Origin of the sequence: Microbispora sp. CA-135349 (assembly GCF_050947365.1) — a bacterium.
GTDB lineage: Bacteria > Actinomycetota > Actinomycetes > Streptosporangiales > Streptosporangiaceae > Microbispora.
Window position 1 is genome coordinate 7,461,165 of sequence record NZ_CP192001.1, and the last position, 24,876, is coordinate 7,486,040.

Sequence of the window (24,876 nt, forward strand, 5' to 3'; positions counted from 1 at the left end):
CCGGAAGGGGTCAGCCGCTCGGTGCGGGGCTGGGGGTCGCGCTGACCGGTGGAGCGCTCGGACTGGCGCTCGCACCCGGGCTGGGACTGCCGCTCGCCGTGGCTGCGGGCGAGGGCGTCGCCGCCGGGGCGGCGCCTCCCTGCAGCTTGCCCAGGTCGTCCAGCGCCTGCTTGAGCGCCTTCTGCGCCTCGCCGTACGCCTGCCAGTCGGGCCCGGCCGACAGCGCCTTCTGCGCGTCCGCGAACGCCTGCTGCGCCTTGGCGGCCACCGAGGACAGCGCGCCGGTGTCACTCGTGGACGGTTTCTGCGGCGTGGTCGGGGTGTTCGGAGTGGTCGGGCTCTGCGCCCCGCCGAAGACCTGCTTCAGCGCCTCCTCCAACGTGTCGGCCGAGCCGACCCGGTCGCCGAACATCACCAGCACGCGGGCCAGGATCGGGTACGGCTCCTGCCCGGCGCCCGCCGGCGCCTGCACGTACACCGGCTCCACGTAGACCAGCCCGCCCGCGTACGGCAACGTCAGCAGGTTGCCGTAGAGGATCTGCGCCTTGCCGAGCCCCAGGATGTTGAGCTCCCCGGCGAACCGGTTGGCGAAGGTGTTCTGCACCTGGCCGGGTCCGGAGATCGTGGTGTTGGCCGGCATGCGCAGGATCTGCAGGGCGCCGTTGCCGTCCGGCGTGGCCTTGACCGCCATGAACGCCGCCAGGTTGGGCCCCTGCTTGGGCACGAAGGTGGTCGTGAGCGAGAACGACGACGTCGACTCGCCCGGCATCGTGACCGACAGGTAGTACGGCGGCTGCTTGACGTTCTTCTCCGTCGGCGACGGGTCGTCGGGGACGTTCCAGAAGTCCTGGCCGCTGTAGAAGGACCGCGCGTCGGTGATGTGGTAGCGGGACAGGATGTCGCGCTGCACCTTGAACAGGTCCTCCGGGTAGCGCAGGTGCTCCTTGAGCTGCTCCCCGATGCGGTCCTTCGACTTGACGAGGCCGGGGAACGCCTTCTCCCACACCTTGAGCACGGGGTCGGCCGAGTCCCACTCGTACAGCGTCACCGTGCCGTCGTAGGCGTCGACCGTGGCCTTGACCGAGTTGCGGATGTAGTTGATCTGGTCGCGCGGCTGCGGCGTGATGGCACGCGGGTTGGTCGCCGTGTCCTTGATCATGTCACCGAGGCTGCGGCTCTGCGAGTACGGATACTCGTTGCTCGTCGTGTAGCCGTCGACGATCCACACGATCCTGCCGTCCACGATCGCGGGGTACGGGTCGGAGTCGAGGGTGAGGAACGGCGCCACCTTGGCCACCCGCGCCGCCGGGTTCCGGTCGTACAGGATCCGCGACTGGTCGTTGATGTCGCCCGACAGCAGCAGGTTCTTCTCCCCGTACTTCATGGCGTACAGCACGCGGTTGAGGAACGAGCCGAGCGGGACACCGCCCTTGCCCGTGTAGCTGGTGTCCTGCTGGCCGGTGCCCGCGCTCTCCGGGTAGTCGAGCTCCATGGGCTTGTTCGGCGAACCCCCGACGACGACGTAGTCGGTGCCCTCCTCCCCGAAGTACACCCGGGGCTCCTTCAGCCCGGCGGACGAGGGGAGGGACCCGGCGACCGGCATGTCCTTGGCGTCGAAGGCGGGCAGGCCCTCGCCGTCCACCTCGTTGCCCGGGGCTGCGACGAAGCCGTAGCCGTGGGTGTAGACGAGGTGGCGGTTGATCCAGTTGTCCTGCTCGCTCGGCGGCCCGGTCAGCTCGCGCACGCCCACGACGTGGTCGCGCACCGTCCCGCTCGCGTCCTTGTAGCGATCGACGTCGAGCGGGTCGGGGAAGTCGTAGAAACCTCGGATCCGCTGCTTCTGCTGGAAGGTCTTGGCCACCAGCACGGGGTCGAGCAGCCGCACGCCCGACACGGTGGTGTCCGTGGCGGCGCCGTCCTTCGGGGGCGTCCCCTGGGCCTGGTACTGCACCACCTTCGCGTCCTGCACGCCGTACGCCTCGCGGGTCGCGGCGATGTTGCGCGCGATGAAGGTCTCCTCCTTGCCCTGCTGGTTGGGCTTGACCTGGAACTGCTCCACGAGGGCCGGATAGACGCTGCCGATCAGGATCGCGGACAGGACCAGGAGCCCGAAGGCGACGCCGGGGAACATCCCGCCCGGCCTGACGACCCCCGCGAAGAAGATCAACGCGCAGATCAGGGCGATGACCGCGAGGATCCCCTTGCCCGGCAGCACGGCGTTCACGTCGGTGTAGGAGGCGCCGTGCACGAAGCCGCGGGAAGAGAAGACGAGGTCATACCGGTCGAGCCAGTAGGCCAGGGCCTTGAGCAGGACGAACACGCCGAGCAGCACCGACAGGTGGACCCGGGCGGCCCGGGTCGCGTGCGCCCCGCCGGGAGAGGAGATCCGGAACCCGCCGTACAGGTAGTGCACGACCGCGGCCAGGAGGATCGACAGGATCACGGCCGTGAACAGGAAGTTCAGCAGCATCCGCAGGAACGGCATCGTGAACACGAAGAACGACAGATCGAGGTGGAACTGCGCGTCCTTCTCGTTGAACGGCGCGCGGTTCACGAACTGCAGCCAGATCCTCCACTGCCCGGACGTGGACGATCCGGTGAACAGGGCGAGCACGCCCATGCCGACCAGGAAGACCAGCCGCCGGTGCGGGTCGAGGGCGACCCGGTAGCGGTCGGCGCCCTGCGGCGCCCCGAACATCCCCGGCCCGAACATCGGGCGGGTCCGGTGCGCGAGCACCATGTTGCCGCCCACGATGGCGATCATCAGGACGGCGCCCACGACGAACAGCAGCACCTGGGTGAGCAGCATCGTGGAGAACACCGAGGAGAAGTCCACCGAGTCGTACCAGAGGTAGTCGGTGTAGATCCCCGAGAAGACCAGCAGTAACACGACGATCGCCACGACGGCGATCAGCACAGGTATCAGAAGGCGCGGCCGTCGCGGCAGGCGCACCGCCCGTCCGGCTCCGGGGCTCCGGAAGCTCAACGCTCAACCCCTTGTCTCAGATTGTCAGGGCCAGGATTGTCGATGGGGCAACGGTCCGTGCTTGGAAACCTACACCGCGACGGGCGTGGTCGTGGTAACGGATCTGATCGTTATAACGACGCCGCGCACGGCAAGACGGGCAGGTCAGGACCATCGTGCCCGAGGTGTACGGTCAAGCGGCCGGGCAGGAGGGAACCTCGCCCGAGTGGTCGCGCAGGGAGTCGATCGCTCTGATCGCGCCGTCCAGCGTCTCGACCCGCACCAGGCGCAGGCCCGCGGGGGCGGCCTTGACGGCGGCGGCGCAGTTGTCCGCGGGGGTGAGGAAGACCGTGGCTCCGGCCCGGCGCGCGCCCACCATCTTCTGCTCGATCCCGCCGATCGGGCCGACCTTGCCGGCCGGGTCGATCGTGCCGGTGCCGGCGATCGACATGCCTCCGGTGAGCGCCCCCGGCGTGAGTTTGTCGTAGATGCCCAGCGAGAACATCAGGCCCGCGCTCGGCCCGCCGACCTCGCCGACGCTGATGTCGACCTTGAAGGGGAACCGGTAGCCCGAACGCATCTGGACGCCGACCCTGGCCTTGCCGTCCTTGCCCGCCACGGTGCCGACCGGCACCTCGGTGGTGGCGCCGTCGCGTTTCACCGTGAACGTCACCTGCTCGCCCGGCTTGTGGCCCTGCACGGACGCCGCGACGGAGTCGAGCTCGCCCACCGCCGTGCCGTCCACCGCCGTGATCTCGTCGCCCGGCTTGAGCTTCCCGTCGGCGGGCGTCCCCTTGTCGGTCTGGGCGACCGTGACCACCTTCTCGATGGGCACCTTGAGCGCGTTCAGCGCGGCGGCCGTGGCCGACTGCTGCGAGTCGGTCATCTCCTGCGTGTTCTGCTCCTCGACCTGCTTGGCCGAGGTGGACTTCGGGAACAGCGTCTCCTCCGGCACCACGGCGATCGTCGGGTCGAGCCAGCCGCGCAGCGCCGTGAGCAGGTCGAGGCGGTTGTCCGGACCGCCCTGGTACGCGACGGTGACCAGGCTCAGCCTGCCCTGCGTGGGGTAGGTCTCGTGGCCCGAGATCGTGATAACCGGTTTGCCCTTGACATCGCCGATCGTGTTCTCGGTGGGGCCGGGGCTCAGCACGACGTACGGCACCGGAAGCATGGCACCGATCACGGCCAGCGCGAGGGTGAGGAAACCCGCGACCAGCAGGGTCAGAGCGCGTCGGGACATGGACGAACTCTATGCGTTCCGGCCCCTATGCGTTCCAAAGGCGCTAGTCGCAGGCGCCGACCCACTCGGCGCCCCCGTCGGCGAACACCTGGTGCTTCCAGATGGGCACCTCGTGCTTGAGGTCGTCGATCAGCCTGCGGCAGGCCTCGAACGCCTCGCCGCGGTGGGGGCAGGCGGCCGCCACGACGACGGCGATCTCCCCCAGCCGCAGGTCGCCCACCCGGTGGACGGCCGCAAGGGCGGTGACCGGGAAGTCCCCCGCCACCTTCTCCGCGACCCTGCGCAGGTGCTCCTCGGCGGACGGGTGCGCCGAGTACGACAGGAGCGTCACCGGCCTGCCGCCGTCCTGCTCGCGTACCGTCCCGACGAAGACCGCCGTGCCCCCGGCGGCGTGGTCCTCCACCGCGCGCAGCACCTCGTCCACGGACAGCGGGGTATCGCGAATGCCCAGCAATCGGATGACGTCCACGTCCCCGAGGTTAATGCCTGAGCCCGATCAGATGTGGCGCTGTCAGGTGCGGCGCTTGCGGCGGGCGGCGCGGACGATGGCGGCCGTGCCGATGACCGCGACGGTCGCGCCCGCGGCGGTGATCGTGGCCTCCTTGCCCGACAGGCGGCGGCCGACGACCGCGTGCCTGCCCTCGCTCAGTTCGAGCAGCTCCCGCAGGGCCGCCTCGTTGGTCCAGGCCGGTTTCCAGCCCGCCTCCCGCAGTGCCACGCCGTCGACCACCCAGGGGTAGACCACGTAGTGCAGGTCGGTCGCGGCGGTCGGCGTGATGCCGAGCCTGTGCAGCCGCTGCGCGGTGCCGAACGTCACACCCGCCGGCAGCTCGAACCGCTTCAGGCCGGAGAGCTCCTCCACCTGCTCCATCTCCAGCCAGCCCTCCGAGCCGACCGCCACGATCCCGCCGACCCTGCCCAGGGCGGCGGTCTCCAGCGCGGACACCAGATCGTCGACGTGGCAGAACTGCCAGCGCGGCAGGCAGCCCTTCACCACGAGCAGCCGGGGCGCCTCGAAGTGGCGGGTGATGACGGTGTCGACGCCCGGCCCGACCAGCGCGGCGGGCCGCAGCACGGTCACCTCCAGGCCGGGATGCGCCCGCAGCGACCGCCGTACGAGGGCCTCGATCTCCAGATGGTCGCCCACCAGGCCGGTGTCGGGCTCGGCCGCGACCGGGGCGTCCTCGGGCAGGGGCACCGGGTTGTCGGCGGCGGCGCCGTACACCATCGCGCTCGTCACCAGCACGACCCGCCGCACCCGCGCCGCCGCGCAGGCCGTGAGCACGGTCTGGGCGGCCCGCAGGTTGTAGCGGCGGCGCTCGGCGGCGTCGGAGTCGAGCGACTCGTCGGTGCCGAGATGAACCAGGACGTCCACATCGGAGATCCGGTTCGCCAAGAGCGGATCACGAATGTCGAGGACCCGCCAGGTGACGTCGGGGGTGTCGCCGCGCTGGTCGTCGATGGCCACCACGCGGCGGAAATCCGCAGACGAGGCCACCTTCGCGAGGAACGCCCGGCCGAGACCGGAGGCGGCGCCGGTGACGGCGACGACGGGGGGACGCGGGCGTTTCGAGGTAGGCACGAGGTCCTCACTTTGCACTGATCCGCCCCACGGCGGATAACGTGGCGGATGTGGACTCCTCCATCCTGCACGAGGTGGCGCGGTGACTGACCTGCCAGGTCGCGAAAACGACCCCAACGACAATCCGTTCGCCATGTTCGGCAGCCCGGAGCAGATCGCCGCGGCCATGCGGCAGTTCGCCGACATGCTGTCGGCCTCGCCGGAGGCCGGGCCCGTCAACTGGGACATGGCGAAGAACATCGCACGGCACGCCGTGGTCGCCGAGGGTGATCCGAGCGTCATGGAGGGCGAGCGACGCCAGATCGTCGAGGCCCTCAACCTGGCCGACCTGTGGCTCAACGAGGTGACCACGCTGCCGAGCGGCGTGACCACCCCGCAGGCCTGGAGCCGGTCGGAGTGGATCGAGAAGACGGTCCCGGTCTGGAAGCAGCTGTGCGATCCCGTCGCCGCCCAGATGGTGGAGACGATGGGCGGCACGCTCGGCGGGTCGGGCCTGCCGCCCGAGGCGCAGGCCATGGCCGGGCCGCTCATGGGCATGCTCAAGCAGATGGGCAGCATGATGGTCGGCCAGCAGATCGGCCAGGCCCTCGGCTCGCTCGCCCGCGAGGTGGTCGGCTCCTCCGACATCGGCCTGCCCCTGTCCGACACCGCGGCCCTGCTGCCCGGAGGCGTCGCCGCCTTCAGCAGCGGCCTGGAGACGCCCTCGGACGAGATCCGGCTCTACCTCGCGCTGCGCGAGGCCGCGCACCACCGGCTCTTCCAGCACGTCCCGTGGCTGCGGGCGCACCTGCTCGGCGCGGTCGAGGAGTACGCCCAGGGCATCACGGTGGACGTGTCGGCGCTGCAGGACAAGCTTCAGGGGCTCGACCTCAGCGACCCCGAGCGGATCCAGGAGGTCCTGGGCGGCGGCGAGCTGCTCAAGCCCGAGGAGACCGAACGGCAGAAGGCCGCGCTCAGCCGGCTGGAGACCGCGCTCGCGCTGGTCGAGGGCTGGGTGGCCACGGTGGTCGACGCCGCCGCGGAGGGCAAGCTGCCGTCCGCCGCCGCGCTGGCCGAGACCGTACGGCGCCGCCGCGCCACGGGCGGCCCGGCCGAGCGCACTTTCGCCACCCTGGTCGGCCTGGAGCTGCGCCCGAGACGGCTGCGTGAGGCGGCCGCCCTGTGGAGGGCACTGGGCGACGAGCGCGGGATCGAGGGCAGAGACGCCGTCTGGGGTCACCCCGACCTGATGCCCACCGCGGACGACCTGGACGACCCGCAGTCGTTCGTGAAGGGCGAGGCCGAGTTCGACCTGTCGGCCCTGGAGGAGTCCGCGGAGCGCGAGGAGCCCGGGGAGCGCAAGGAGCCCGGCTCCGGCGGGGAGACCGGCGATTAGGTTCGCCGTCTGCCGGTAGGCTGCGCCGGTGAGCCTGCACCGTGACGCGCAAGCCGTACTGGCCGGATGGGTCGCGCCCACCCCCGAGGAGGAGCGGCTCCGTGAGGAGTTCCTGACGCACCTGCGCGACCACGAGGACGCGATGTGGCGCGAGTGCGTCCCCGGCCACCTCACCGCGACGACGGCCGTCCTGTCCCACGACGGCGAACGGGTTCTGCTGACCTTGCATCCCAAGGCCGGGATGTGGCTGCCGATGGGCGGGCACTGCGAGGCGTCCGACACCACGCTCGCGCAGGTCGCCCTGCGCGAGGCCACCGAGGAGTCGGGCATCCCCGGGCTGACCCTGCTCGACGGGCCGCTCGCCCTCGACCGGCACAAGGTCTGGTGCCACCCGCCGCACAGCTGGCATCTCGACGTCGAGTACGCCGCGGTCGCGCCGCCGGAGGCCGAGGCGGTGATCAGCGACGAGTCCCTCGACCTGCGCTGGTTCTCGGTGGAGGAGATCCCGGAGCTGAGCGACGAGGCGACCCGGCGCCTGGCCCGCCGCGCCCGATCGCTCTGCCGCGCCTGACGTCTGCACCGTTTGTGCACGTCACCCTTACACCGTCTTTCGAGATCGGTGGCTAGTGTCGCCTCATGACCAAGCTTGACGTGGGCGGCGAGATCGTCTCTCCCCCGCGCCGGAAGCTCCGGGTCTCCCCGCTTCTGGCGTGGGTCGCGGTGGCGCCGTTCGCGGTCTGGGCCGCGGCCCGGCTCGCCGGTCTCGACGGCCTCGACGGCGCCGGTCGCCTCTCGGCAGCCGGCGTCGCGCTGATGACGGGCACGCCGTACGTCGCGGCCGCGTCGCTCCTGGCGGTGCCGATCGCGCTGGCCGCCCGCCGCCCGGCCGTGATCGCGGTGGCGGGGGCGGCGTCGGTCCTCCTGGCGGCCGTGGTCCTGCCCCGCGCGGCCGGCTCGACCCCCACGGCCGGCGGGCCGTCGCTGCGGATCCTCACGGTCAACCTCTTCTTCGGCGCGGGCGACGCCGCGACCGTGGTGGACCTCGTACGCAGGCTCCGGCCGGACGTGCTCAACACCCAGGAGCTCACCCCGAAGGCCGTCGAGGCGCTGGACGCGGCGGGCGTGGAGAGGCTCCTGCCGTACCGGCGTCTGGAGGCGGGGCCCGGGCCCTCGGGCAGCGGGATCTACGCGCGTCACCCCCTGACCGAGGCCCCCGACTTCGCGCCCGAAGGCGGCCACAACATGCCGAGGGCTCGGCTCGCCCTGCCGTCGGGGCCGCCCGTGGAGATCGTCGACGTGCACACTCTCGCGCCCCTGAGCGGTGCGGACGCCGCGCAGTGGACCGCCGAGCTGGCGGCGCTGCCCGCCGCGTCCCCCGGCGTCGTACGCGTCCTGGCCGGCGACTTCAACGCGAGCCTCGATCACGCGGCCCTGCGCGCGGTGCTCGGACGGGGATACGCCGACGCGGCCGACGCGACCGGTGACGGCCTGGCCACCACGTGGCCGGCCGGCAGGCGTTATCCGCCGTTGATCACGATCGACCACGTGCTGTACGACGAGAGGGCGTCGGCGGTGAGCACCGGTGTCCACACCGTCCCGGGCAGCGATCACCGGGCGTTGTTCGCCGAGCTCCGCCTGCCCCGGAGTTTGTGACCCCTCCGGGCAGGACTCAGGTCAGCAGGGCGCGGGTGTTGTCCCAGCCTTCGAGGCCGGGGTCGAGGCGGGCCACGTCGCGCGGTTGCCTGAGCCGGTGCCAGCCGGGACCGGTGGCGACCATGCGCGGTCCGGGCGCCCGGCGGCGCATCGCCGCCACGATGTCGGGTTCGTCGAGATCGGGCGCGGCCCACTCGGGGACCGGCAGTCGCGCCGCCACGGCGACCGCGCCGCCGCCCTCCGCCGGGCAGACCGCGAGGTGGGCCCGGCCGAGCTCCCGGAAGAGCTTTCCGATCAGTAGGGGAGGCAGGTCGGGCGCGTCGGCGCTGACGACCACCGCCTCCTCTTCCGGAGGCAGCGCAGCGAAGGCGTCGGCGGGCGAGGCGATCGGCAGGACGGGCGTGCCCGGCCAGGCGATGTCCTCGAGCCCCGGCACGCCGGCCGACAGGATCACCGGCCGCACCAGTTCGAGCCCGGCGACCATCTCGTAGGTGTCCTCGGCCATCGCCGTCAGGAACCCGGCGGGGTCGACACCGGGGGGAGCCGCGTCCGCCATGCCCGGCGTGACCAGCACCGCGGCGATCCGGGTCAACACTCCTCCGGGGAGCCGTTGGCCGCCATCGAGAAGCCCTCCAGGAAACCCCTCGCGCGTTCCGCCCGGGGGTAGCGCTCCACGAGGGCCCAGAAACGCGGGCCGTGACTCGGCACGAGCAGATGGACGAGCTCGTGCATGATGACGTAGTCGACCACCCAGGCCGGCATGCCCCGCAGCCGGGCCGACAGCCTGATCGTGCCGTGGTCGGGCGTGCACGACCCCCACCGGTGAAGCTGGTTCTCCACCCACCGCACACTGGCCGGCACGGCCTTGCCGTCGAGGTAACGCGCGGACAGCTCGGTCGCCCGTTCGAGCAGGTCGTCGTCGCTCGGGCGTCTTCGCTGCTCCTTGGCCGCAAGGCGGTCGAGCATGCGGCGCACCCACTGCTCCTCGTCGGTCGTGCTCAGACCAGCCGGAAGCAACACGATGGTTTTGTCTCCATCGCGGTACGCGGAAACGGTTCGCCGCCGTCGTGCGCTCCGACGAACCTCGACTGTCTCGGGGGGCACATATGAAAGGTAGCCGACACGCGCCGAATTCCACAGGGGGTGATAGACGTTCTCCCTGGTCAATCGGGCGAACGTGACCTTGCGGGCGTGAAAACTACGGGGTTGCGGATATTCATCAACCACGATCACCCCGGTAATTATCCACAGCCCCGCTGGTTCCGGCGCCCGGCGCGTCCGGCGTATGGCAAGGTCTGGCGACTATGAGACCTCGACTCAAGCCCGTCCTGCGCCGGGTCGAACGAGACGGCCGCACGCTCCAGTTCGGCGTCCATCCGCTGCGGGCCGTCGTGCTCACCGGCGTCGAGCCGCCCGTACGTCGCCTGATCGACGGCCTGGACGGCACCCGCACCCTCCGGCAGGCGGTGGCCTGCAGCGGCCTCGACGAGGCGTCCGCCGAGGAGGTGGTCGCCCGGCTCGCCGCGCACGGCCTGATCGAGGACGCCGCGGCCCGGCCGGAACCCGTCGCCGACCTGCCCGCGGCCGAGCGGGACCGGCTGCGTCCCGAACTGGACCGGCTGTCGCTGACCTCCACCGACGGCGGCATGAGCGCGTTGTCGGCGCGGAGGGCGGCCCGGGTCCGCGTGTACGGCGCGGGCCGGGTCGGCGCACGGGTCGTCACCCTGCTCGCCGCCGCCGGCGTGGGCCACATCTGCGTGGTCGATCCCGGCACGGCCACCGGCGGCGACGTGGTCCCGGGCGGAATCGGCCGCTCCGAGACGGGGATGACCCGCGAGGACGCCGCCGTGCTCGCGGCCCGGCGGGTCTCCCCCGCCGTCAACGCCTGGCCCGGCCGTGCGGCCTCCCGCCTGTCCGACGGCGGAGTGCGCCCCGACCTCGTGATCCTCGCGCCCGCCGACCCGCTCGACGCCACGCTGGTCCACGAGGTCGTCACCGAGGGCGTGCCGCACCTGCTCGTCTGCGCGTTCGAGGGACACGGCTCGGTGGGGCCCTTCGTCGTCCCGGGGCACACCCCCTGCCTGCGCTGCCTCGATCTCACCCGCAGTGACCGCGACCCGTCCTGGCCGCTCGTGGGCGCCCTGCTCGGGGGTTACCCGGCGGGCGAGATCGCCTGCGACGTCGTGCTGTCCTGCCTGGTGGCGGCGCAGGCGGCCGGTCAGGCCCTGGCCTACCTCGACGAGGGGCGCGTGCCGGACGGCCTGCTGGAGGTGTCGCCCGGGTGGCGCTGGCGGCACCGCCGGCTGGACGCGCACGACCGGTGCGGCTGTGTCCGGAGCGACCCGGTCCCGGCCGTGTTCGCGCCGCGCGCTCCCGGCCGGACGGCGTGAACCGCCGTCACCGCCGCTCCACGTCCCAGGACGGGCTACTCAGACGGCGCAGACCTCCCGGACCACTTCAAGGAAGTTGCGGATAACGGCGGTGCGACGCGCTCCGTTCCAGGCGACGCCGATCCGCCAGACCGCGGCCGGATGGTCGATCGGAGTGATCGTCACCGTCGGCGGCGCGATACGGGCGGCGCCGGCCGGCACGAACGCGACGCCGATTCCCGCCGCGACCAATGCCAGCACGGTCTGCAGGTCATGCGCCTCCTGCACGACGTCCGGGCGGACGCCCACGGCGGCGTGGAGCCGGTCGATCTGCCGGTCTAGCCCCGGCCCCCGGGCCGCGGCCAGCCGTATGACGCCGTGCGTCGCGGCCCACCCCGGAAGGTCCGCAGCGGTGGAAGGCGGAGGACCGTGCCGCTCGCTCACCGCGAGTGCGAGCCGGTCGGTGCCGATCGTCAGGTGCTCCCACTCGTCGCCGACCGGGAGCCGGACGAAGCCGACGTCGAGCTCGCCCGTTTCGAGCCCCTCGATCTGGGCCTGCGAGGACATGTCGTCCAAGGTCACGCTCACCTGCGGGTGACGGCGCCGGAAGAGCGCCACGGCGCGAGGGGCCAGGTCGATGCTCGACAGGCCGAAGCCGACCGCCAGCCTCCCGAGCGCACCGTTCGCCATGCCGGCCATCCGCGCGGACAGGGCGTCGGCCCGGCGCAGCAGATCGTGCGCGTCCGGCAGCAGGAGGACACCGAGATCGGTCAGCGTGGCCCCGTGCCGCCCCCGGTGGAACAGCCTGCCGCCGGCCCGCGCCTCCAGCGACTGGATCTGCTTGGTCAAGGTGGGCTGGGTCACCGAGAGATCCCGCGCCGCGCGGCCGTAGTTGCGGTGCGCGGCGAGAGTGACGAACGCGCGGAGCAGGCTCAGATCCATTCCCTGATCCTATGGAAGTGCGAAGAACATTCATTGGACGAATCGAAGCGGTCTGGGATGTCCTGGTGGTCCCGAGACGATCAGGAGGACGAGATGGGACAGGTCACCGAGGACGGGACCGCTGCGAAGGCGGTGCGGTGCGCGACCGTGCAGTTCGAGCACCGGCCCGACGACAAGGCCTACAACCTGAGCAGGATCGAGCACTTCGTCCGCTCGGCCGCGGCCGAAGGGGTGCGGATCATCACCTTCCCGGAGATGTGCGTGCTGGGCTACTGGCACCTGCGCCGGCACACCGCCGAGCGGCTGCGTGAGCTGGCCGAGCCCCTGACAGGACCGTCGGTCGGCGTCGTGCGCGCGCTGGCGGCCGAGCACGGCATGGCGGTGGGAGCGGGCTTCCTGGAGATCGACGAGAAGGGCCGGCTGTTCAACAGCTACGCGGTCTGTCTGCCGGACGGGCGCGTCCACCGCCACCGGAAGTTGCACGCGTTCGAGCACGAGGCCATCGACAGCGGTGACTCCTACACCGTCTTCGACACGCCCTGGGGCTTCCGCGCGGGCGTCCTCATCTGCTGGGACAACAATCTGGTGGAGAACGTCCGGGCGACCGCGCTGATGGGCGCCTCGGTGCTGCTCGCGCCGCACCAGACCGGTGGCACCGCCTCCCGCAGCCCCCACGGCATGCGGCCGATTCCGGCGGAGCTGTGGCGGCGCAGGCTCAGCGATCCGGAGGCGATCGAGGCCGAGCTGCGCGGGCCGAACGGACGCGAGTGGCTGATGCGGTGGCTGCCCGCGCGCGCCCACGACAACGGCCTGTTCATCCTGTTCAGCAATGGGATCGGCCAGGACGACGACGAGGTACGCACGGGCAACGCCATGATCCTCGACCCGTACGGCAGGGTCCTGGAGGAGACCTGGGCCGCCGCCGACGACATGGTCGTCGCCGATCTCGATCTCGGAATGCTGCCGCTGTCCACCGGCCGCCGGTGGCTGCAGGGACGGCGGCCGGAGCTGTACGGCGTCCTCACCCGGCGCTTCGGGGACGAGCGGGACCCCCGGACCGCCCGGTTCGCCGTGGAGCCCGTGCCGGTCACGCGCACCCCCGGTCGTACGGCCCGGGCCGGCTCCGCCTGACCCGGCTCGCGCGAACCGCCGTGCGGCCCGGCACACCGCTCACCGGAAACTCCCGTCACGACAGCGACGCTGTGACCAATGTCATAGACCGCCTATTTCCCCGAGAGGCTCGCCACTGCCGAAGCCGGGGCGGTCGGGCGATCGGAAATTGTGGTCGAAAGCACTCTTCATCGCCGACAATGGTCATGTGAGTGACCTTCCCCACCGTGCCGTGACCCGCTCGGCAAAGCTCGCGACGCTCCCCCTCGGGTTCGCCGGCCGCACCGCGCTCGGACTGGGCAGGCGGCTCGGTGGCGCCTCCGCGGACATCGTCACGCAGGAGATCCAGCGGCGCACGGCCGACCAGATCTTCAAGGTGCTCGGCGAGCTCAAGGGCGGGGCCATGAAACTCGGCCAGGCCCTGTCGATCTTCGAGGCCGCGCTGCCACCCGAGATCGCGGGGCCGTACCGGGCGACGCTGACGCGACTGCAGGACGCCGCGCCGCCGCTTCCGGCCGCCACCGTCCACCGGGTCCTGACCGAGCAGCTGGGCGACGACTGGCGGGAGAACTTCCTGGAGTTCGACAACCGGCCGAGCGCCGCGGCGTCCATCGGGCAGGTGCACCGCGCCGTGTGGCACGACGGCCGCCCGGTCGCCGTGAAGGTCCAGTATCCGGGGGCGGGCAAGGCCCTGATCTCCGACTTCAACCAGCTCGCGCGACTCGGCAAGCTCTTCGGCGCGTTGCTTCCCGGGCTGGACATCAAACCGGTCCTGGCCGAGCTGAAGGAGCGGGTGTCCGAGGAGCTCGACTATCTCAAGGAGGCCGAGGCCCAGCACGCGTTCGCCGAGGAGTTCCGCGACGACCCGGACTTCCACGTGCCCGCGGTCCTCGCGGCCAACGAGCAGATCCTCGTCACCGAGTGGATGACGGGCACCCCGCTCTCCAAGATCATCAGCGAGGGGACGCAGGAGGAGCGCAACCACGCCGGCCTGCTGTTCGTCCGCTTCCTGTTCTGCTCTCCGGCCCGGGTCGGCATGCTGCACGCCGACCCCCATCCCGGCAACTTCCGGCTGACGGAGGACGGGCGGCTCGGGGTGCTGGACTTCGGCGCGGTCAACCGCATGCCCGACGGCTACCCCGTCGCCTTCGGCAGGCTCACCCGCATCTTCAACCAGGGCGACATGGACACCGTCGTACGCGGGCTGCGCGCGGAGGGGTTCATCCGCCCGCACATCGAGGTCGACGTCGACGCCCTGCGGGCCTTCCTCGCGCCGTACGTCGAGCCGACCCGGGTCGAGGAGTTCGCCTTCAGCAGGGAGTGGCTGCGGGAGCAGGCGGCGACCGTGGCCGACCTGAGGCCCAACAACGTGGTCCGTCAGCTCAACCTGCCCGCGTCGTACGTGCTGATCCACCGCGTGCACGCGGCCGGCGTCGGCGTGCTGTGCCAGCTCGGCGCCACGGCACGCTTCCGCGACGAGGTCGTGCGCTGGGTCCCCGGCTTCGGCGACGAGACGGGCGAGTCCGAGGACAACGCTCTCGCCCTGACCTAGGGAGTCGTATCCGGCGAGCGTGGCTCCAGGCGGCGCATCGCCGCGCCGTCGTCGTCACCGGCGACGCGCGTCATCTGCCGGTGCCGCCGCGGCTCTCGACCGTCCGCAGGTTCTGGTTGATGACGCAGCGCTTGATCCCTCTCTTGCAGTTGCCGTTGAGGGTGTTGGTGAAGACGCTGACGCTCGACACCTGCTGGATGCCCGCGAACGTGACGGCGCTGTTGGCCGCGGGGGCGTTCACGTTGCCCCGGCCCGCCGAGATCTGCCTGACCGGGCTCTTGATGGCGGGTGAGTTCGAGGTATTGGTCCCCCCGCTGACCTGGGTCGCTCCGCCGCCGTCCCCCCCGCCGTGACCGTGACCGTCGCCGTGACGGGCCACCCGGGACACCGCGGGCATCGGCGCGGCATCGGCCTCCGGCATGGCCGGCCCCCACACTCCGACGACCCCCCACAGTCCGGCGACGAGCGCGGCGACGGCGAGCCGCCGCGCGCCCGTCGCGAGATCAAGCGCGCCTGACGTCCGGTCGCCCATCCGAGTCCCACCCACCGCTCACGCATTGTTTCGCCTGCCGCCCGTGACCATGCGGCGCCGGGGCGCTCTGCTCATACCCCGTGGTCCTGCCCGGATCCCACGGCAGGCGATCTCCTGTTCGTCCGATGATCGCTTGTTTACGGGCCCCGGCCTTGGCGCGGACGCGCGGCGGCCGTGGTCAGGGACGCCGGAGGACGACCGGCACCACCCACGGCAGGACGGGAACGACGATGGGCGGTCCCTGCCGGGACCGCCCATCTCAACGAACTTCCGACGACCCCGCGTCAGACGATGCGCGCCAGCGCGGAAGTCAGCCGCCGGGACGCGCGCTCGGCCTGCCGGCGTGCCTTCTGCACGCTCCTGATCCGGCCGGCCAGCCGCTCCTGCGCGGCCTCGCTCTGCAGGGTCCGTATTCGCTCATGCGCCAGTTCTTGGTTCAGATACAAGGCGGAGATCGGGGAGATGGTCATCTGGATCGGTTCCTTCCGGAAGTGCTGTGGTTGCTGGTCAGGCGGCGACGGGAGACTTGCGCGGGCGCCCACGGGGGCGCTTGCGGGGCACGACGACCCCCCGGAGGATGAGCTCCCCGCCCCAGACGCCCCACGGCTCCTCGCGCTCCAGCGCGCGGGCCAGGCAGGCCTTCTGGATCGGGCAGCCGCCGCAGAGCGCCTTGGCGAACTCCACGTCCTCGGGAGACTCGGCGAACCACAGGTCGGGGTCGGTACGACAGGGGATTTCGGCTTCGATCAGGTCCATGACCGGGGCCGCCATCTGCGTCACCTCTTCGAATGATTTGGTCTGGGTGTCCTCGTTCTGGGGTGTGGATTCGTGGCCGACAAACAAGAAGGCCGCGGATCCTGGTGCGGATCCGCGGCCCGGAGGTGGAGACCGGTCAGGGTATGACTGGTCCTCTCCAGGCGTAGTGCGGACCCTGTGCACCGCCGCGAGCGGCGGTGCGGATCTGCTCATCGCTCATCGGCCGGTTGACATACACCGGTCGGAGAGCGGGGGTGCCATGGGCGGCCGGACGGGCGGACACGCCGAAGGCGGCCAGTCCCGCGACTCCGGTGGCCAGAGCCTGGGCAGGGGCGGCCTCGCCACGCCGCAGTTTCGTCGGCATGACAATGGCGGCCGGGCATGCGGAGGCGAGCCACAGCGCGCGGGACATCGTCGTGTTCCTCACGGGACTCACCTCCATTTCAGTGCGATCTCGCCGGACCGAAGCGTCCGGCTGACTTGTCCAAGACCCTAAACTGCCGCGGCAGGGCGGGCAACCTATTTTCTACCTGCGATTTTCACGATGTCGTGACATCCGGATGCAGCGCGGGCGACACACGGATCAAGCATTCCTGGACCACGGAGACGGCCAGGTCTCCGGCGGCGGTGAACATCTGCCCGCGGGCCAGGCCGCGCGCCGCCCCGGACCAGGGCGACTCCTGGGCGTAGAGCAGCCACTCGTCGGCGCGGAAGGGCCGGTGGAACCACATCGCGTGATCCAGCGACGCGCCGGACACCGCCGAGGAGCCCCAGGCCAGCCCGTGGGCCAGCAGAACGGTGTCCACCAGGGTGAAGTCGCTGGCGTAGGCCGCGAGCACGACGTGCAGCAGCGGGTCGTCGGGCAGGTCGGCGTCGTAGCGGAACCAGACGTTGTTCTCGGGCGTGACCAGGGCGGGGTCCTGGGCGGCCTCCCAGGTCAGCGCGTTCACATACCGCGCGTCGACAGGCCGCGGCTTGGCCAGCAGCTCGCGCCACCCCGGCTCGTCCCCCACGACGTCCAGCATCCGCTGCTGGAACGTCGGCAGGGTCTCGGGGTGCGGCACCTCCGGCATGCGCGCGGCCTGGTGGCTCACGCCCGGCTCCTCGATGTGGAACGACACCGACATCGAGAAGATCGCCTTGCCGTGCTGGATGGCCGTGATGCGCCGGGTGGTGAACGAGCGGCCGTCCCGCACCCGCTCCACGTTGTAGACGATCGGGACGGCCGGGTCTCCCGGCCGGATGAAGTAGGCGTGCAGCGAGTGGACCATCCGGTCGGACGGCACCGTACGGCCGGCCGCCACGAGCGCCTGCGCGGCCACCTGGCCGCCGAAGACCCGCTGGATCCGCTCCTCCGGGCTGCGCCCCCGGAAGATGTCGAGCTCGATCGGTTCGAGATCGAGCAGGTCCAGCAGCTCCTTCAGGGCCGAGTTCACAGGGGCCTCCAGCGCACGCGGGTATTACTCGTCGGTAACACTATCGGCGCCGCGGCAGAGCTCGAGAACCGCGTCGCCGTACCGCTCAAGTTTGACGCGTCCGATTCCGGCGATCGCGAGCAGGTCCTCCTCGGAAGTGGGCACCCGCTCGGCGATGGCCTGGAGGGTGACGTCCGTGAAGACGACGTAGGCCGGCACCTTGGCCTCCTTCGCCGCCGCCGTGCGCCACGTCTTGAGCCGTTCGAGCAGGGCCTCGTCGTAGTCGGCCGGGCAGGTCGCGCAGCGGCCCAGCTTCTGCTCGGCCGCCGCCGACAGCGTCTTGCCGCAGATCCGGCAGTGCAGCGGCACCGCCGCCCGCTTCGCCCTGCCGCCCGCGCCTCCCGGTCGCTCGGCCCGGGCCGGAATCGCCGTACGCGGGGACAGCCCGTCGAGGAAGCGCGACGGCCTGCGGGCACGGCGGCCCCCCGGCGAGCGGGCGAGCGCCCACGACAGGTGCAGATGTTCGCGGGCCCTGGTGATCCCGACGTACAGCAGCCGTCGTTCCTCCTCTACCTGGTCCGGCGTCTCCGCGTACACGATCGGGACCATGCCGTCGGTGAGGCCGACGAGGAAGACGGCGTCCCACTCCAGGCCCTTCGCGGCGTGCAGCGAGGCGAGCGTCACGCCCTCGACCGGCGGCGCGTGCTGCTCCATCGCCCTGCGCTCCAGCTCGCCCACGAACCGGGGAAGGTCGGCGCCCTCGGCCGCCATGTCCTCGGCCAGGTCGGCGAGCGCCTTGAGCGACTCCCACTTCTCCCTGGCCTTGCCGCCGCCCGGCGGCTCGGCGGTCAGCCCGATCCCCGACAGGATCGCGTGCACGGCGGGGGCGAGCGGCTCGTCGCCCGCCGACCGGGCCGCGCCGCGCAGCAGCACCACGGCCTGGCGCACCTCCGGGCGCTCGAAGAACCGCTCCGCCCCGCGCAGCAGGTAGGGCACGCCCGCGTCGGTGAACGCCTGCTCGTACGCCTCCGACTGGGCGTTGACGCGGAACAGCACGGCGATCTCGCGGGTGGGCACGCCGTCGGCCATCAGCTTCTTCACCGTGAGCGCGACGCCGAGCGCCTCGGCCTGCTCGTCGTCGTACTCGGTGAAGACCGGCTCGGGCCCTTCGGGCCGCTGGGCGACCAGCTCCAGCCGGTGGGGCGAGCGCGCCATGACGCGGTTGGCCAGCGCGACCACCTGCGGGGTCGAGCGGTAGTCGCGCACCAGCCTGATCACGGCCGCCGAGGGGTGCTCGACGGCGAAGTTGGTCAGGTAGTGGGGCGTCGCGCCGGTGAACGAGTAGATGGTCTGGTTGGGGTCGCCCACCACGCACACGTCGTCACGCCCGCCGAGCCAGGTGTCGAGCAGCAGCTTCTGCAGCGGGTTGACGTCCTGGAACTCGTCGACCACGAAGTAGCGGTACTGCTGGCGGATCTGCGCCGCGACCTCACGATGTTCGGTCATGACGGCCGCCGTGAGCTCCAGGATCGTCTCGAAGTCGATCAGGTTGCGCTGGCGGCGCAGGCTCTCGTACCCCTCGTACAGCCGCGCCACCTCCTCGGGCGCGATCGGCGGAGTGCGGCCCGCCTTGACGGCGGCGGCCGGGTAGTCCTCGGGACCGACCTGGGTGACCTTCGCCCACTCGATCTCGCTCGCGACGTCGCGCAGCTCGCCGCGGTCGGGGTTCCTGCGCAGCCGCCGCGCCGCCTCCACGAGTAACGGCAGCTTCGACTCGACCACCTGCGGCGGGTCGCCGCCGATCACCCTCGGCCAGAAGTAGCTGAGCTGCCGCAGGGCCGCCGCGTGGAAGGTGCGGGCCTGCACGCCGGGCGCGCCGAGGCCGCGCAACCGCTGCTTCAGCTCGGCCGCCGCGCGGGTGGTGAAGGTCACGGCGAGCACGCCCTGCGGCTCGACGATCCCGGTGTGCACGGCGTGAGCGATGCGGTGCGTGATCGCGCGGGTCTTGCCGGTCCCCGCTCCCGCGAGCACGCACACCGGTCCGCGCACCGCCTGGGCGACCTCGCGCTGCTCGGGATCCAGACCGTCCAGGACGTCCAAGGAGCGGCTCCCAACATGCGTTGCGGACGTTGTTACTGGCATCATCCTTCCAGCAGCCGGCCGAGCGTGTCCCGGGGACGCCCGTGGAGCGGCCGGCGCACGACGCTACATCGGGGAGGAACACGCCGTGGCCACCGCGGTCCGAACTGCTTTGGGCATGGGCACCGCCGCCCTCGCCACCCTCATGCTCGCCTCGACCTCCGCCTGGGCTGCCACTTCCGCGGGCCATCCCGCCCACCGGCCCTCCGCCTCTCCGTCTCCGTCCGCGACGCCTTCCGCGCCCTCCGCGAGGCCCTCCGCGAGCCCGTCGCCCTCGCCGTCCCCGTCGGCCTCCCCCTCACCGGCGACGCCGTCAGGCCCGCGGATCCGCACCTACGCGTACGGCTCGCACGCGCGCCAGATCATGGACGTGTGGTGGCACACCGACGGCCCGCGCCGCCCGATCGTGTTCGTCATCCACGGCGGCTGGTGGTCGGGGGGCGACAAGAAGTACATGACCTCGATCAGCCGCAGCTACTCCCAGCTCGGCTACACCGTGGTCAACCTCGACTACCGGCTGTCGGGTGACGCGGCCTGGCCGGCCCAGCGCACCGACGTCATCGCCGCCGTCAGCGCCGTGCGCAGGCACGCGGCGATGTTCAACGCCGATCCCGGCCGCTACGTGCTGCTCGGGTTCTCCGCGGGCGGCCACCTCGCCACCGCCGTCGGCGCGTACGGCGACGGCCGGCCGGGCCTGCGCGGCGTCGTCGGGATCTCTCCGCCCGTCTCGCCGCTGTCGGCGTTCGAGGACGGCAGCGCGTTCGGCACCAAGGAGCAGCAGAAACTGCGCAAGGCGGCCATCAAGCTGGCCGGTGGATGCGCGCCCGCCAAGTGCCCGCGCGTCTGGTCGAGCATGGAGGTGCCGTTCCACGCCTCGGCCGGCGACCCGCCCATGCTCACCGTCCACTCGTCCGAGGAGTTCGTCCCGCCCTACCAGAGCGAGATGCTCAAGGAGTCGCTGGAGAGCGTCGGGGTCCGGATGACCGTCAAGACGATGGCCGGCACCCAGCACAGCTCCCCTTTGTACCGGGAGCCGGGGGTCGCCGAGAGCGTCCAGTCCTGGATCACCGCCAGGCTGGGACACGTCGTGCCGCCCGCGGCGGTCCCGCCGGGGCGATAGGCGGGAACACCCGGCACGCGCGCGATGTTGCCACGACTGCTCGCCGAGCACTCATGCGCACGAAAGGGACGACAGATGGCGCTGACGGTTTACACCACGAGCTGGTGCGGCCCCTGTAAGCGGCTGAAGAGCCAGCTCACGCGGGAGGGCATCGTCTACAGCGAGGTCGACATCGAACGCCACCCCGACGCCGCCGATTTCGTCGCCAGTGTGAACAACGGCAACCAGGTCGTCCCCACCGTGGTCGCCGACTGCCACACCATGACCAACCCCTCGGTCGCCGAGGTGAAGCGGCACCTCGCGGGCGCCTGCTAGATCCTGTCCGGCACTCCCCGAATCACCAGCCGGTGTCGGGGATCGGCGCTCCGTACCAGGTCTCGATCAGCCGCCGGGCGATCGAGACCTGGCCGGGCAGCACCAGTTCGCCCGAGCGTACCTGGGCCTCCAGCTCCTCCCGGGACAGCCAGCGGGCCTCGGCGATCTCCTCCAGGTCGGGACGCAGGTCGGTCGTGACGGCGCGGGCGAAGAAGCCGAGCATCAGGCTGCGCGGGAACGGCCAGGGCTGGCTGCCCAGATAACGCGGCGCGGTGACGGCGACGCCCACCTCCTCCAGGACCTCACGGACCACCGCGTGCTCCAGCGACTCCCCCGGCTCGACGAACCCGGCGAGCACCGACAACCGGCCTTGCGGCCACTGCGGGCCGCGCGCGAGCAGGATGCGGCCCTCGTCGTCGTGCACCAGCATGATCACCGCGGGGTCGACGCGCGGGAAGTGCTGGCTGCCGTCGCGCGGGCACACCCGCATGTGCCCCGACGCGGTGACGTCCGTATGGCTGCCGCACCTCGGGCAGTACTCGTGGCTCGCGTGCCACGCCTCCAGGGCCACCGCGTAGACGAGCAGCCCGGCGTCGCGGTCGTCGAGCAGCACCGCGGCCTCCCTCAGCCCCGCCGTGTCGCCGGCGCCCTGGCCGGGCTCGGGCAGCGGCGCGTTGACCGCGAAATAGGGCACGCCGTCCTCGTCCACGCCCAGCAGGTAACGGGTGCCCTCCGGCGCCTCGGCCGGCGAGGTGAGCACCAGCGCCGCGCCGTCGGTGAAGCGGCGGACCAGCGTGCGGCCGCCGTGGACGAGGAGGACTCTCGTCTTCTCCGCCTCCCACGCTCGCCGCAGCCACTCCTCGTCGCCGCGCAGTGCCGCCGATCGGTCGATGGCGCTGCGCGCCAGGAGCAGGGGGCCGAGCAGTCCTTCGGGGATTTCCACGCCGTCATCCTTCCACTGCCGCCGCCCCGGCAATCTTCCCGCCAAGAGATCGCAGTCCGGATAGGATGCAGACCACTTAGGTTAGCCTTACCTATGGAGGCCCGGTGCGGCTGTACCTCACCACGCTCAACCCGACCGATTCGGTGACCGGCGGGTTCCTCCCCGCCGCGGCCGCGCTGGGCTGGGACGTGACGATACTCACCGACCAGCCTGATCGGTATCCGGGGTACGACGTCGTGGCCGCCGACGTCCGCGATCCCCGGGCGGTGATCGACGTGGTCGCCGCCCATCACCGGCCCGATGTGATCTTCTCCAACTCCGACCACCTCCAGGCCGCCACCGCGCTCGCCGCCGAGTATTTCGGTCTGCCCGGCAAGGACTGGCGGGCCTGCGTCACGGCCAAGAACAAGGTGCTCACCCGCCGCGCCCTCGCCGCCGTCGAACCGGTCAGGTCCGCACGGATTCCTCCCGGCGCGAACCCGCCCGGTGACCTGCCGTACCCGGTGGTGGTGAAGCCCGCGCAAGGCGTGGCCAGCGAGGACGTCGTGCTGGTGGACGGCGCGGACGCCCTGGCCGCCGCCGTCGCGGCCATCAGGGAGCGGCGGCCGGAGGAGGTCCTGGTCGCGGAGGAGTTCCTGGAAGGGCCGGTCCGCACGCTGGAGACGCTCGGCGACGGCATCACCCGGGAAGTCGTCGGCGGATTCGCCACCACGCTCGGCCCGCTGCCGCACTTCGTGGAGGAGCGCCTGGACTGGCGGCCGCCGGACACCGGCCACCTGCCCCATCTCGCCGCGGCGCTCGACGCGGCCGGGGTCGGCTTCGGCGTGTGCCACACCGAGTACGCCGTCACCCGCGACGGTCCCCGCGTCATCGAGATGAACTATCGGCTGATCGGCGACAACTGCGACTTCCTGCTGGCGGACCTGCTCGGCGTGCCCCTGCACCAGTGGATCCTGCGCGTCCACGCGGGCGAACCGCTGCCGGCGTTCGATCCGGGCGGCCTTCGCGCGGCGTACGGATCCGTGGTGAGCCTCGTGGCCGAGCGCTCCGGCACGGTGACCGCCGCGCCGCCCGGCCTGTCCGCTCAGGAGGCGGCGGGCGGCGTACGCCTGTGGCACCGGGCACTGCGCGGAATCGGCGATCATGTCGAGGTGACGGGCACCAACCGCGACTACCTCGGCCTGCTGCGGGCCGTCGGCCCGGACGGCGCGAGCGTCGACGCCGCGATCGACACCTTCAGGAAGGAGCACCCTTGGGTGCTCGCATGACCCGGCCGGCCCGCCGGGAGGCCACGGGCCGGGAGCACTACCTGGCCGCGCGGGTGCTGAACGCGCTGCTGCGGGAGGACTACGCCGGGATCTCGGCCAGGGTCACCCACGACAGGGACGGAGTGGCGATCGTTCTCGCCTCGGGACGGCGGGTCGGGCTCGCGGCGGGCGACCCGTTCCACGACTTCGCCACCGCCCCCTGGGAGCGCCTGCGCCTGGCGGAGGTGCTGGAGACGTTGCGGGCCGTCGCCGACCCGGCGGACGCCGAGGGGGTCGCCGCCTTCGAGCGGGAGTGCGGGGAAGCCCTCGCGGCCCTGGAGGCCCACCACCGCCGGCGCGGCGAGGTGGCCCGGCGGCTGCGCGGGCGTCACGGCCTCATCCGCTACGAGTCGCTGGCCGCGACGGTGGACCACCCGCTCTATCCGACGGCCCGCTGCCGCCTCGGGATCTCCCCCGCCGACCTGGCGGCCTACGCGCCCGAGTTCGCTCCGGAGTTCGCGATGCGGTGGACGGCGGTGCCGCGCGAGCGGGTGACGCTTTCGCGGCCGAACCTCCCCGGCTGGTGGCCGTCGCCGGGCGACGTGGGGCTGCCGTCCGGTCTGGCCCGCACGCACGTGCTCTTCCCCGTCCATCCGCTGGCGGAGCCGCTGGTGGGCGGGCTCCCCGGGCTCGTCGCGGGGCGCGAGCCGTACCTGACCGTGCGGCCGACCCTGTCGGCCCGCACGGTCGAGGCCGGCGAACGCGTCCACCTCAAGGTGCCGCTCCCGGCCAGCACGCTGGGCCTGCGCAACCGGCGGTCGATCAAACCGGGCACCCTGCGGGACGGCGCGCTGGCCGAGTCGCTGCTGCGCGAGATCCTGGCGCGCGAGCCCGGCCCGCGCGTCACGCTCGCGGACGAGCAGACCTACGGGCACGCGGAGCACGAATACCTGGGCTGGCTCGTCCGCGGCCTGCCCGAAGGCGACATCGTGCCGGTCGCCGCCCTGCTCGCGCCGCTCCCGGACGCGGACGGGCGGCTCGTCCTGCACGAGGTGGCCGAGCGCCACCACGGCGGCGACGCGGAGGCGTTGCTGCGCGACTACCTCGCGGCGCTGCTGGAGTGGAACGTCGCGCTGTTCGTCCGGTACGGCGTCGCTCTGGAGGCCCACCAGCAGAACCTGGCGCTGCTGTTCGGCGACGGGCCCATGCGGCTGCTGATCAAGGACAACGACGGGCTGCTGGCCTCGCCGCGGCGGCTGCGCGCGGCGGGGATCGCGACACCGGACTTCGGCGACGAGCGCATGCTGACCGACGACCCCTACGCGCTCGCCGACGTCTTCGTGACGATCACCCTGCATCTGGCCGCCATGGCCGTGGCCCACGGCGCGCTGCCCGGCTCCGCCGCCACGCTGGTCGGACGGGCCCTGGCCGCCGCACTGGAGCCGTACGGGGACGACCCCATGGCCCGGCTGCTGCGGGCCCGCACGCTGGAGGCCGCCCGTCTCACCGGCAAGTCGATGGTCGTCGCCGGGACGCTCGTGACCAAGGAGCGCACCGGAGCCAGGGACGTCAACAAGTTCTACGGCACGACCGGCCCCAACTATCTGAGGGGTGCCTGAGC

General features: G+C 71.9%; 23 protein-coding genes. 10 read left to right on the forward strand and 13 right to left on the reverse strand.

All coding sequences use genetic code 11. From position 1 onward, the window contains the following. Positions 1-10: 10 nt before the first annotated feature. The 4 genes from ACQPZZ_RS34370 to ACQPZZ_RS34385 form a co-directional block, all read right to left on the reverse strand. Positions 11-2,926 carry a UPF0182 family membrane protein gene (locus ACQPZZ_RS34370; RefSeq protein ID WP_432934642.1) on the reverse strand — a complete coding sequence of 972 codons (2,916 nt, stop codon included), beginning with the start codon at positions 2,924-2,926 and terminating at the stop codon, positions 11-13. 232 nt (positions 2,927-3,158) lie between these two features. After that, positions 3,159-4,205 (reverse strand): YlbL family protein, encoded by a 1,047-nt coding sequence (locus ACQPZZ_RS34375; protein WP_432925965.1) that lies wholly within the window; start codon positions 4,203-4,205, stop codon positions 3,159-3,161. A 43-nt stretch (positions 4,206-4,248) separates the two neighbouring features. Further along, positions 4,249-4,674: a molybdenum cofactor biosynthesis protein MoaE gene (locus tag ACQPZZ_RS34380; protein ID WP_432925967.1), complete on the reverse strand. Its 426-nt coding sequence runs from the start codon at positions 4,672-4,674 to the stop codon at positions 4,249-4,251. 42 nt (positions 4,675-4,716) lie between these two features. Next, positions 4,717-5,787, reverse strand: coding sequence for an NAD-dependent epimerase/dehydratase family protein (locus ACQPZZ_RS34385; protein WP_432925969.1), 1,071 nt, complete (start codon positions 5,785-5,787; stop codon positions 4,717-4,719). Positions 5,788-5,869: 82 nt separating this feature from the next. Here ACQPZZ_RS34385 and ACQPZZ_RS34390 point away from each other — a divergent pair, with 82 nt between their 5' ends. The 3 genes from ACQPZZ_RS34390 to ACQPZZ_RS34400 all read left to right on the forward strand — a co-directional run bounded on the left by ACQPZZ_RS34390 (position 5,870) and on the right by ACQPZZ_RS34400 (position 8,815). Then, on the forward strand, positions 5,870-7,162 hold the full coding sequence (locus ACQPZZ_RS34390; RefSeq protein ID WP_432925971.1) for a zinc-dependent metalloprotease: 1,293 nt from the start codon (positions 5,870-5,872) through the stop codon (positions 7,160-7,162). Between the two features lie 28 nt (positions 7,163-7,190). Continuing rightward, positions 7,191-7,733 (forward strand): NUDIX hydrolase, encoded by a 543-nt coding sequence (locus ACQPZZ_RS34395; RefSeq protein ID WP_432925973.1) that lies wholly within the window; start codon positions 7,191-7,193, stop codon positions 7,731-7,733. 65 nt (positions 7,734-7,798) lie between these two features. Then, positions 7,799-8,815 (forward strand): endonuclease/exonuclease/phosphatase family protein, encoded by a 1,017-nt coding sequence (locus ACQPZZ_RS34400; RefSeq protein ID WP_432925975.1) that lies wholly within the window; start codon positions 7,799-7,801, stop codon positions 8,813-8,815. Between the two features lie 16 nt (positions 8,816-8,831). On the opposite strand, the gene ACQPZZ_RS34405 is transcribed toward ACQPZZ_RS34400, so the two are convergent. Both ACQPZZ_RS34405 and ACQPZZ_RS34410 read right to left on the reverse strand, forming a co-directional pair. Then, complete coding sequence (locus ACQPZZ_RS34405; protein ID WP_432925978.1) at positions 8,832-9,407, reverse strand: DUF2064 domain-containing protein; 576 nt, start codon at positions 9,405-9,407, stop codon at positions 8,832-8,834. Next, a complete protein-coding gene (locus ACQPZZ_RS34410; RefSeq protein WP_363646896.1) occupies positions 9,404-9,919 on the reverse strand; it encodes a M48 metallopeptidase family protein in 516 nt (171 codons plus the stop codon). The genes ACQPZZ_RS34405 and ACQPZZ_RS34410 overlap by 4 nt, the downstream gene beginning before the upstream one ends. Positions 9,920-10,119: 200 nt before the next feature. Between ACQPZZ_RS34410 and ACQPZZ_RS34415 the strand changes: the two genes are divergently transcribed. Then, a complete protein-coding gene (locus tag ACQPZZ_RS34415) occupies positions 10,120-11,205 on the forward strand; it encodes a ThiF family adenylyltransferase (protein WP_432925980.1) in 1,086 nt (361 codons plus the stop codon). Between the two features lie 39 nt (positions 11,206-11,244). Here the strand turns inward: ACQPZZ_RS34415 and ACQPZZ_RS34420 are convergent, their stop codons facing one another. Next, a complete protein-coding gene (locus ACQPZZ_RS34420; protein ID WP_432925982.1) occupies positions 11,245-12,126 on the reverse strand; it encodes a LysR family transcriptional regulator in 882 nt (293 codons plus the stop codon). 93 nt (positions 12,127-12,219) lie between these two features. On the opposite strand from ACQPZZ_RS34420, the gene ACQPZZ_RS34425 reads away from it, so the two are divergent. Beyond that, the gene (locus ACQPZZ_RS34425) at positions 12,220-13,257 is read left to right on the forward strand and encodes a nitrilase family protein (RefSeq protein ID WP_432925984.1); all 1,038 of its coding nucleotides are present in this window, start codon (positions 12,220-12,222) and stop codon (positions 13,255-13,257) included. A 187-nt stretch (positions 13,258-13,444) separates the two neighbouring features. Beyond that, complete coding sequence (locus tag ACQPZZ_RS34430; protein WP_432925986.1) at positions 13,445-14,788, forward strand: ABC1 kinase family protein; 1,344 nt, start codon at positions 13,445-13,447, stop codon at positions 14,786-14,788. A gap of 70 nt (positions 14,789-14,858) precedes the next feature. On the opposite strand, the gene ACQPZZ_RS34435 is transcribed toward ACQPZZ_RS34430, so the two are convergent. The 5 genes from ACQPZZ_RS34435 to ACQPZZ_RS34455 form a co-directional block, all read right to left on the reverse strand. Then, positions 14,859-15,335 (reverse strand): hypothetical protein, encoded by a 477-nt coding sequence (locus tag ACQPZZ_RS34435; RefSeq protein ID WP_432925988.1) that lies wholly within the window; start codon positions 15,333-15,335, stop codon positions 14,859-14,861. Positions 15,336-15,604: 269 nt separating this feature from the next. Beyond that, entirely contained in the window at positions 15,605-15,790 is a 186-nt protein-coding gene (locus tag ACQPZZ_RS34440) for a hypothetical protein (protein ID WP_363646902.1), read from the reverse strand. Positions 15,791-15,827: 37 nt separating this feature from the next. Continuing rightward, on the reverse strand, positions 15,828-16,091 hold the full coding sequence (locus tag ACQPZZ_RS34445; protein ID WP_079315495.1) for a WhiB family transcriptional regulator: 264 nt from the start codon (positions 16,089-16,091) through the stop codon (positions 15,828-15,830). Positions 16,092-16,615: 524 nt separating this feature from the next. Further along, positions 16,616-17,512 (reverse strand): acyl-CoA thioesterase, encoded by an 897-nt coding sequence (locus ACQPZZ_RS34450; RefSeq protein WP_432925991.1) that lies wholly within the window; start codon positions 17,510-17,512, stop codon positions 16,616-16,618. 24 nt (positions 17,513-17,536) lie between these two features. Continuing rightward, positions 17,537-19,633: an ATP-dependent DNA helicase UvrD2 gene (locus ACQPZZ_RS34455; RefSeq protein ID WP_432925993.1), complete on the reverse strand. Its 2,097-nt coding sequence runs from the start codon at positions 19,631-19,633 to the stop codon at positions 17,537-17,539. 85 nt (positions 19,634-19,718) lie between these two features. On the opposite strand from ACQPZZ_RS34455, the gene ACQPZZ_RS34460 reads away from it, so the two are divergent. After that, a complete protein-coding gene (locus ACQPZZ_RS34460) occupies positions 19,719-20,750 on the forward strand; it encodes an alpha/beta hydrolase (RefSeq protein ID WP_432925995.1) in 1,032 nt (343 codons plus the stop codon). Between the two features lie 75 nt (positions 20,751-20,825). Further along, on the forward strand, positions 20,826-21,065 hold the full coding sequence (locus ACQPZZ_RS34465) for a mycoredoxin (RefSeq protein ID WP_363646907.1): 240 nt from the start codon (positions 20,826-20,828) through the stop codon (positions 21,063-21,065). A 22-nt stretch (positions 21,066-21,087) separates the two neighbouring features. On the opposite strand, the gene nudC is transcribed toward ACQPZZ_RS34465, so the two are convergent. Continuing rightward, complete coding sequence (gene nudC / locus ACQPZZ_RS34470) at positions 21,088-22,008, reverse strand: NAD(+) diphosphatase (protein WP_432925998.1); 921 nt, start codon at positions 22,006-22,008, stop codon at positions 21,088-21,090. 104 nt (positions 22,009-22,112) lie between these two features. Between nudC and ACQPZZ_RS34475 the strand changes: the two genes are divergently transcribed. Together ACQPZZ_RS34475 and ACQPZZ_RS34480 are read left to right on the forward strand one after the other, a co-directional pair. Then, positions 22,113-23,276, forward strand: a complete 1,164-nt coding sequence (locus ACQPZZ_RS34475; RefSeq protein WP_432926000.1) for a siderophore biosynthesis protein — start codon at positions 22,113-22,115, stop codon at positions 23,274-23,276. After that, a complete protein-coding gene (locus ACQPZZ_RS34480; protein ID WP_432926002.1) occupies positions 23,261-24,874 on the forward strand; it encodes an IucA/IucC family protein in 1,614 nt (537 codons plus the stop codon). The genes ACQPZZ_RS34475 and ACQPZZ_RS34480 overlap by 16 nt, the downstream gene beginning before the upstream one ends. Positions 24,875-24,876 lie beyond the last annotated feature (2 nt).

What these genes read in the sequence shown, in the direction of transcription:
- ACQPZZ_RS34455 (WP_432925993.1), bottom strand. Translation starts at nt 19,633, where the DNA reads ATGCCAGTAACAACGTCCGCAACGCATGTTGGGAGCCGCTCCTTGGAC.
- ACQPZZ_RS34400 (WP_432925975.1), top strand. Translation starts at nt 7,799, where the DNA reads ATGACCAAGCTTGACGTGGGCGGCGAGATCGTCTCTCCCCCGCGCCGG.
- ACQPZZ_RS34420 (WP_432925982.1), bottom strand. Translation starts at nt 12,126, where the DNA reads ATGGATCTGAGCCTGCTCCGCGCGTTCGTCACTCTCGCCGCGCACCGC.
- ACQPZZ_RS34445 (WP_079315495.1), bottom strand. Translation starts at nt 16,091, where the DNA reads ATGGCGGCCCCGGTCATGGACCTGATCGAAGCCGAAATCCCCTGTCGT.
- ACQPZZ_RS34415 (WP_432925980.1), top strand. Translation starts at nt 10,120, where the DNA reads ATGAGACCTCGACTCAAGCCCGTCCTGCGCCGGGTCGAACGAGACGGC.
- ACQPZZ_RS34375 (WP_432925965.1), bottom strand. Translation starts at nt 4,205, where the DNA reads ATGTCCCGACGCGCTCTGACCCTGCTGGTCGCGGGTTTCCTCACCCTC.
- ACQPZZ_RS34440 (WP_363646902.1), bottom strand. Translation starts at nt 15,790, where the DNA reads ATGACCATCTCCCCGATCTCCGCCTTGTATCTGAACCAAGAACTGGCG.
- ACQPZZ_RS34425 (WP_432925984.1), top strand. Translation starts at nt 12,220, where the DNA reads ATGGGACAGGTCACCGAGGACGGGACCGCTGCGAAGGCGGTGCGGTGC.
- ACQPZZ_RS34465 (WP_363646907.1), top strand. Translation starts at nt 20,826, where the DNA reads ATGGCGCTGACGGTTTACACCACGAGCTGGTGCGGCCCCTGTAAGCGG.